The organism is Candidatus Binatia bacterium (assembly GCA_036382395.1).
In the GTDB taxonomy this organism is placed as follows: domain Bacteria; phylum Desulfobacterota; class Binatia; order HRBIN30; family HRBIN30; genus JAGDMS01.
Genome location: DASVHW010000224.1, coordinates 1 through 6,651, shown reverse-complemented (window position 1 = coordinate 6,651; position 6,651 = coordinate 1). Strand labels below are relative to the sequence as shown.

Annotated in this window: 5 protein-coding genes; all 5 read right to left on the bottom strand. The window is 64.5% G+C overall.

Features of this window, described 5'->3' with window-relative positions:
• Nucleotides 1-463: DUF1156 domain-containing protein (locus tag VF515_10280; GenBank protein HEX7408021.1), on the bottom strand; the 463-nt coding region annotated here is incomplete at its 3' end.
• Nucleotides 464-698: 235 nt separating this feature from the next.
• Nucleotides 699-2,360 (bottom strand): phosphoenolpyruvate--protein phosphotransferase, encoded by a 1,662-nt coding sequence (gene ptsP, locus VF515_10275; GenBank protein HEX7408020.1) that lies wholly within the window; start codon nt 2,358-2,360, stop codon nt 699-701.
• Between the two features lie 374 nt (nt 2,361-2,734).
• Nucleotides 2,735-3,535, bottom strand: coding sequence for an enoyl-CoA hydratase-related protein (locus tag VF515_10270; protein ID HEX7408019.1), 801 nt, complete (start codon nt 3,533-3,535; stop codon nt 2,735-2,737).
• A 40-nt stretch (nt 3,536-3,575) separates the two neighbouring features.
• On the bottom strand, nt 3,576-5,189 hold the full coding sequence (locus VF515_10265) for an AMP-binding protein (protein ID HEX7408018.1): 1,614 nt from the start codon (nt 5,187-5,189) through the stop codon (nt 3,576-3,578).
• Nucleotides 5,190-5,246: 57 nt separating this feature from the next.
• A partial coding sequence (locus VF515_10260; protein HEX7408017.1) for a molybdopterin cofactor-binding domain-containing protein occupies nt 5,247-6,651 on the bottom strand: 1,405 nt, incomplete at its 5' end.

The window sequence follows — 6,651 nt, the reverse complement described above, 5'->3', positions numbered from 1 at the left end:
GGAAGTATTTGACGGAGGCCTCCTCGCGGCCGCATTCGAGGCAGGTGGTCTCGTAAAGATGACCTACTTGTCCCGCCAGCCACTTTCCGACCTTGTCCGCAGCGATTCGGTACGCGGCCAAGTCGAGGTGCTCAATCTCCTGGCGGACGATCCAGTACGCCATCGGATTGATGTCGTATCCGACGACGTCGCACCCAAGCCGGTTCGCTTCGAGCAGCGGTGTGCCGCCGCCCATGAATGGGTCGGCAACGCGGACGCCGCTGAGATTGTGGGATCGGAAGAAGGCCGCTTCCAGTGGCCCGTCAACGAACTCGGACAGGAGCAGGGCGCGGAAGAGGGTTCCCGGACGCCGTGCGAACCATTTGTGCACGGCAATGATCGGCCGGTAGTTCTGCTGGATCTGCTTCTCACGCAGCGCCATGTCGGCGACGAGCGCCACGTTGAAGTTCCGCTCAATGCTCATCCCAGCAACAACCCCCAAACCGCTAGCAGTTCGAGCGCAGCATGCTTCGTCTGGAGCGAACGGTCAAGCTGTCGAGGCTCTTCTGATCGTCCTCCTCGACTCGACCGCGTTCTCCGACATCATGCACAAGAACCCGCATCTCGGGCCAGCCGACTGGACCTCTAGGCCACACCGACCGGCGTGATCACAGAGCTTTGGGCGTCAGTCCCGTCTGCACCACAATCACGCAGCGCGTTCACTCGGTCGCGGGGGCGATGTGCAGGCTCCTGATTCGCTCCTTCATGCCGGGAATTGAGGTCGGCGCAAGACTCAGCGAACGGAACCCAATCGCCAACAACTGCGGAATCATTTCTTCCCGCCCCGCCAGCTCGCCGCAGAGCGTGAGTGGTAGTGCTCCGGCATCGGCGACAATGATGCCAAGCAACCGAAGCACCGAAGCGTGATTGTCCAGAAAGTAGCGGCTCACGGTTGGGTCGTCGCGACTGACCGCCAGCGTGTATTGCGTGAGATCGTTGGTGCCGACGCAGAGGAAATCGACATGCTTAGCAATCGCCACCACGTTGAGCGCCGCGGCCGGTGTCTCAATCATCGCGCCGAACGCCGGACGCTGCTGCAGGCCAAGTTCGATGCACGTCGCTTCGAAGAGTTCCCGGATCGCCTGAATGTCTTCTTCCAGTGTGACCATCGGAACCAGCACGCGGATCGGCTGTTCCTGCGCCAGCCGCAATAGCGCGACGAGCTGCGTCCGCAGCAGCTGCGGGTATTCAAGCAGCAGGCGAACACCGCGTTGCCCAAGGGCCGGATTGGCCTCGGCGGAAAGAGGCAGAAACGGCGCCGGCTTGTCGCCGCCGAGGTCGAGGAGCCGGATTGTGAGCGGCTTGTTGCGAAATGGCGTCGTGATGGGGCGCAGTGCGTCGAGCAGCTCCTCTTGAGTCGGCGGAAGGTCACGGGCGAGGTAGAGTTGTTCGATGCGCAACAGTCCCACGCCATCGGCGCCGTTCTCCAGCGCCAGCGCGACATCGTCGTATGTGCCGAGATTCGCTTCGACCGTGACCAGCGTGCCATCGAGCGTACACGCGGGTTCACGGCACGTCCCACTCAAATGCGCAAGCGTCGCTTGACGACTCTTCAACCTTTCTTGAAACTCGGCCCGCGTGTCCGCATCCGGCGAGATGACGATTTCGCCACGATAGGCGTCCACCAACATTTCGTCACCGTCATGAAGGCGTTCCAGGAGGCCGGGAAAGTTGGCGACGGTTGGAATGCCTTTCTCGCGAACGAGCAGCGCGGCATGCGAGCCTGGCCCGAGCGACTCCACAACGATCGCCGCAACGTGGTACCGCGACAGCAGGACGACATCCGACGGCAGGAGCCGCTGGAGCACGAGCACGCTGGCTGCCGGGAGATCCTTCAGGCGGTCCGTGTCTTCGCCCTCGAGGTGGCGCAACACCTTGCGTCCGACGTCCGCGATGTCGTCGGCTCGCTGCTGGAAGCTTTCGCCCTTCAAGGATTGAAACTTCTCCTGCCATCGACGAAAGACGCGCCGCACCGCCGCCTCTGCGTTGATCAGCGATCCTTGCACCTCCTGCCGGAACTCCTGCGACGACAGCATGCCTTCGAGCATCATTTCGTGCGCCCGGAAGATGTGGCCGAGGTCCGCACTGAGCTGCTCTTCGACGCGACGAGCGGACTCTTTGAGTTCCTCACGCGTGCGGTCGAACGCCATCTGTATGCGACGTAGCTCCGGCTCTACTTCGTGTTGTTCGATACGGCGAACGGCACGGCGCCATTCGGGGGTGTGGCCTACGAACCAGGCGCTCCCCATCCCCAAACCCGGTGCTATGCGCGAGCCCGTGACTGTCACCGCGGTTACTGCCGGACCTGATTGAGTCGCCATCGATGGTTGACCTTCCCCGTTTCCGTGGACACTGACTATGCCACACGTCGTGTCGGGGTGGAACGTAGGTGTGCGCACGCCGATTTGACATCGCCGCACCCGAGTGACGTCATCCAACGCGTCCAGTCACTCTGTTTCGAGTCGACGTCCGTGATCGGCAGCACCACCCGCTCTTCCCGGCACGTTGTTGCAAGGCTTGTGTGACGAAGAGGGCACGGGGCCAACCACTGAATCTGGAGTTACAGCAAGGATGACGCGCTTCTTCTATCGTGCGCCGGCCAGGCGGCGCACGGCCTGCTTCGTGAGGGCCTCACGTCGGCGCCCCGCCGGCAGACGCGCGAGCCCGTAACAAACTGGCTCGGACCAGCGGCGATTCACTCCAGCAAATCCGGCAGATCGCGGCAGACGCTCATCGACCAGCGCGGAGGACGCTTCTCGATGAACGCCTCTACACCCTCCCGCGCATCCGGTTGTGCGCCGATCCAAGCGAACAGGCGGTCTTCACGCTGCTTCATGTCGGACGCTGTCGACGCGGCACTCTGCCACAGCAGGCGCTTGATGATGGCCACCGAGACCGGAGCGCTGTTCTCTGCGATGTCGCGGGCCAGCGCGAGTGCTGCGGGCAAGACCTCATTTGCCGGCAGGGCTTTGGTGGCCAAGCGCAGCTCGGCGGCCTCCTTCCCGCGAATCGTCCGACCCGACATCATGAGCTCGGCAGCGTTCGACAGCCCAGCAACCCGCGCCACCGTCACGTGCGAGCCGAAGCCCGGAATGACGCCGCGCCGCACGAACGCAAACGAGATCTTGGCGTCCTCGGCGACGTACCGCACGTCGCAGCTCATCGCGAACGTGATGCCGACGCCGACGGCGTGACCGTTGATCGCGGCGATCACCGGCTTGTGCAGATCCCACGGATAAATCTGCGGACCCGCGGCGGCCGCCGGCCGACTCTCAAAGGTCTTTCCGCCCGCGCCGAGATCGGCGCCGGCGCAGAACGCCTTGCCCGCCCCGGTCACGACCACGGCCCGCACCTCGTCATCCTCATCGCAGCGCCGCAAGGCGTGCTGGATCTCGAGATCCATCGTGTCGTTCCACGCGTTCATCCGCTCGGGACGGTTCAGCGTCAACGTCGCTACCCGCTCGCTCACTTCGAGGCGAATACATTCGTAGTCCATGGACTGGCCCTCCGACGCTCCGGTCGATCGCGGAAACCGGTCAGCGTTTGACGATAAAGCCCGCGGCTTCCCGATCCCAGGTGTGCGCGCCGACGCCGCGCTCGCGCAACGCGAATTTGCGCACCCGGCCGGTGGGCGTCTGCGGGAGCTGGTCGACGAACTCGATGTACCGCGGCACGAAGAAGTACGGGGCCGTCTCGTTGACGAAGGTCGCGAGTTCCGCGGCACTCAACGTCGCGCCGGGCTTCAGCACGACGTCGACTTTGATTTCGGCTTCGGTGTCGAGCTCCGCCGACTTCACCCCGTACGCGCCGGACTGGGCGACGGCCGGATGGGCGTTGACGGCCGCCTCCACCGCGAAGGACGACACGTTGCGGCCCTTGTAGCGGATGTAATCCGCCTTGCGATCGAAAAAGAAGAACTCGCCGTCTTCGTCCCGACGGCCGAGATCACCGGTGTGGTACCAGAGATTACGAAACGCCGCCGCCGTGGCTTCCGGGTTGTTGAAGTAGCCGTTGAAGATGGTGTGTGGGGCGGCGGGCCGGACACAGAACTCACCGACCTCGCCCGCCGGCACCTGGACATCGTCGTCGTCGAGGAGTTGGACTTCCATCCCGGGTGGCGGCACGCCGGCAGAGTTCGGCTTCCAGGGGCGCGTCCCGTCGTCGATGCGCAGCAGGACGGTGAACGCCTCGCTTTGACCGTAACCCTGAACGACCGTCTCGATGCCGAAGCGCTCCTTGAACGGTCCCATAAGCCGGTCGGGCATGGGGATGAGTGAGGCCACGCGCGCCGAGTTGTTCTTGTCGTCCGCCCGCGGCGGCGCCTGCCACAGGAAGATGTGCATGGCGCCCAGCGTGAACATGTGAGTGGCCCCGTAGAAGCGGATGCGGTCCCAGAACGTGCTCACCGAATAGTGATCGTCGAGCCCGAAAGGCAAGCCGGCGATCAGCGCCGGGTAGACGGTGGAGATCCAGGCCGCCGAGTTGTACATCGGCAGACAATTGTAGAGGACATCGCCTTCCCGCACGCGAAAGCTGCGGATGCTGCTCTCGGAACCCCGCACCCAGGCGCTGTGGCTCTGCATGACACCCTTGGGCTTTCCGGTCGTTCCCGAGGTCCACAGCACGGCTGCGGTGTCACCGTGCGAGACGTCGACGTCGGGTTCGCCCGCGCTGAGTTGCGCAAAGTCGGCAAGGTCGACCATGCGCCTGCCTTCGATTGCGAGATCGGTCTTGCCATTCACTACGATGCACTCTAAGGGAAGCTGAGACCCCAGCTCCGCGACGCGCGGGAGCAATGGCGCGTCGACCACGAGAACTCGGGCCCGGCTGTCCTGAAAGGCTTCTCGCAGCCATTCCTTGCGGTAGTCCGTATTGGTCGGCACCCAGATGGCCCCGAGCTTGTTGATCCCGAACGTGGTGAAGACGAGTTCCGGCGAGCCCGCCATGAAAATGGCCACCGTGTCACCGGGCTGAACGCCCAGGCCGCGAAGACCCGCCGCGTGCGCGTTGGCGAGTTGGTTGACGCGCCCAAAGCTGTACTGCCGCTCTCCGGCCATCAGGTAGGTCGCATCGGGGATGCTCTCGGCCTGCGTCCGGAGAATCTTCCCGAGCACGCGGGCGTTGGCACTCGACAGTTGCGTTAGGTTCATTGTCCCCCTTCCTCCCTCGATGCTCGCTTCCTTGCCGCCACCGGCACCTTGACTGCTCTATGACTGCGCCGAGCCCAAGTGCTTCGCGCTTTGAATCAACTTCCACAGACGATTGGGGGTGGCAGGGACCTCCGTCACGCGCACGCCGAGGGGCGCCAGGGCATCATTGATCGCGCACAGGATGGCGGCTGGCGTCGTGTGGATGGCCCCCTCGCCGCAGCCCTTCGCCCCCAGCGGGGTGAAGGGGGACGGGGTCACCAGCGCCTTCTTCTCGGTCGTCGGCGCCTCGAAGATGGTGGGCAGCAGGTAGTCCATGAACGTCGAGGTGAGCGGCTGCCCGTCTTCGTTGTACACATACTCCTCGAACAGCGCGGCGCCCACGCCCTGCGCCACGCCGCCGTCGGTCATGCCTTCCACCGTCGCCGGGTTGAGCCGGGTACCGCAGTCGTCCACGATGTAATATTTCAGGATCTTGACCTGTCCGGTCTCGGGATCCACCTCCACGACGGCCACATGACACGCATTGGCCGCGGTGAGGTAACTCTTGGCGCGCCCCTGCTCATCGATCGGCGTTCGCCCCGGCGAGGTCCACACATACGTGGCCTCGGGGCTCTGCTCCATCCCCGCGGGCAGCAGATCGGCGCGCGTGCGCATGACGGCCGCCACTTGCGCCAGCGGCATCTCCGCGCCCGGCACGCCGCGGACACGGAGCTTGCCGTCCATCAGCTCGACGCTCTCCGGCGGCGCTTGCATCAAGTGGGCGGCCGCCTTGATCAGCATCTCCTTGACCCGCTCGCACGCGCCGAGGACGGCGCCGGTCAGGGCGACGCCGAGCCGGCTGCCGCCCGGACCAAAATGCGGCGGCGCCGTGAGCGTGTCTTGGGAGACGATGCGTACATCCTCCATGTTCACGCCGAAGTAATCGGCCGCCAGCTGCGTCGCCAGCGTGTACTGTCCCTGCCCCTCGGTCGTGAAGCCCACGCGGACCACGATCTTCCCGAACAGATCGATACTCACGGTGACGCCCTCGGGCACGCCGATGCCCGGCATGCCCACGCCGGCGTACGCGTTCCAATCGAACACGCCCGGCTCGATGGCCGTTACCACGCTGATGCCGACACATCGCCCCTGCCCGCGGGCAGCGGCTTGCTTCTCGCGAAGTTTGCCGTACTCGGCCATTCCCAGCACGGTGTTGAGCGCCGCCTCGTAGTTGCCACTGTCGTACTCGTTCCCGCTCGGGATCGTGTACGGAAAGCGATCCGGAGGAATGAAGTTTTTGCGCCGAATCTCCGCCGGGTCCATGCCGATGCCACGGGCGGCAATATCGATGAGCTGCTCCAGCACGAAGTTGTGTGGTGGTGGACCCATACCCCGATACGCGGTGGTGGGAACCTTGTTGGTCGCGACGAGCGTGAGGTCGTACCCAGCAACAGGAATCGTGTAACAGCCGGTGAAGCACGTC

Excerpts from the sequence above, each read along its gene's own strand:
- ptsP (HEX7408020.1), bottom strand. The coding sequence starts at position 2,360 with ATGGCGACTCAATCAGGTCCGGCAGTAACCGCGGTGACAGTCACGGGC.
- VF515_10270 (HEX7408019.1), bottom strand. The coding sequence starts at position 3,535 with ATGGACTACGAATGTATTCGCCTCGAAGTGAGCGAGCGGGTAGCGACG.
- VF515_10265 (HEX7408018.1), bottom strand. The coding sequence starts at position 5,189 with ATGAACCTAACGCAACTGTCGAGTGCCAACGCCCGCGTGCTCGGGAAG.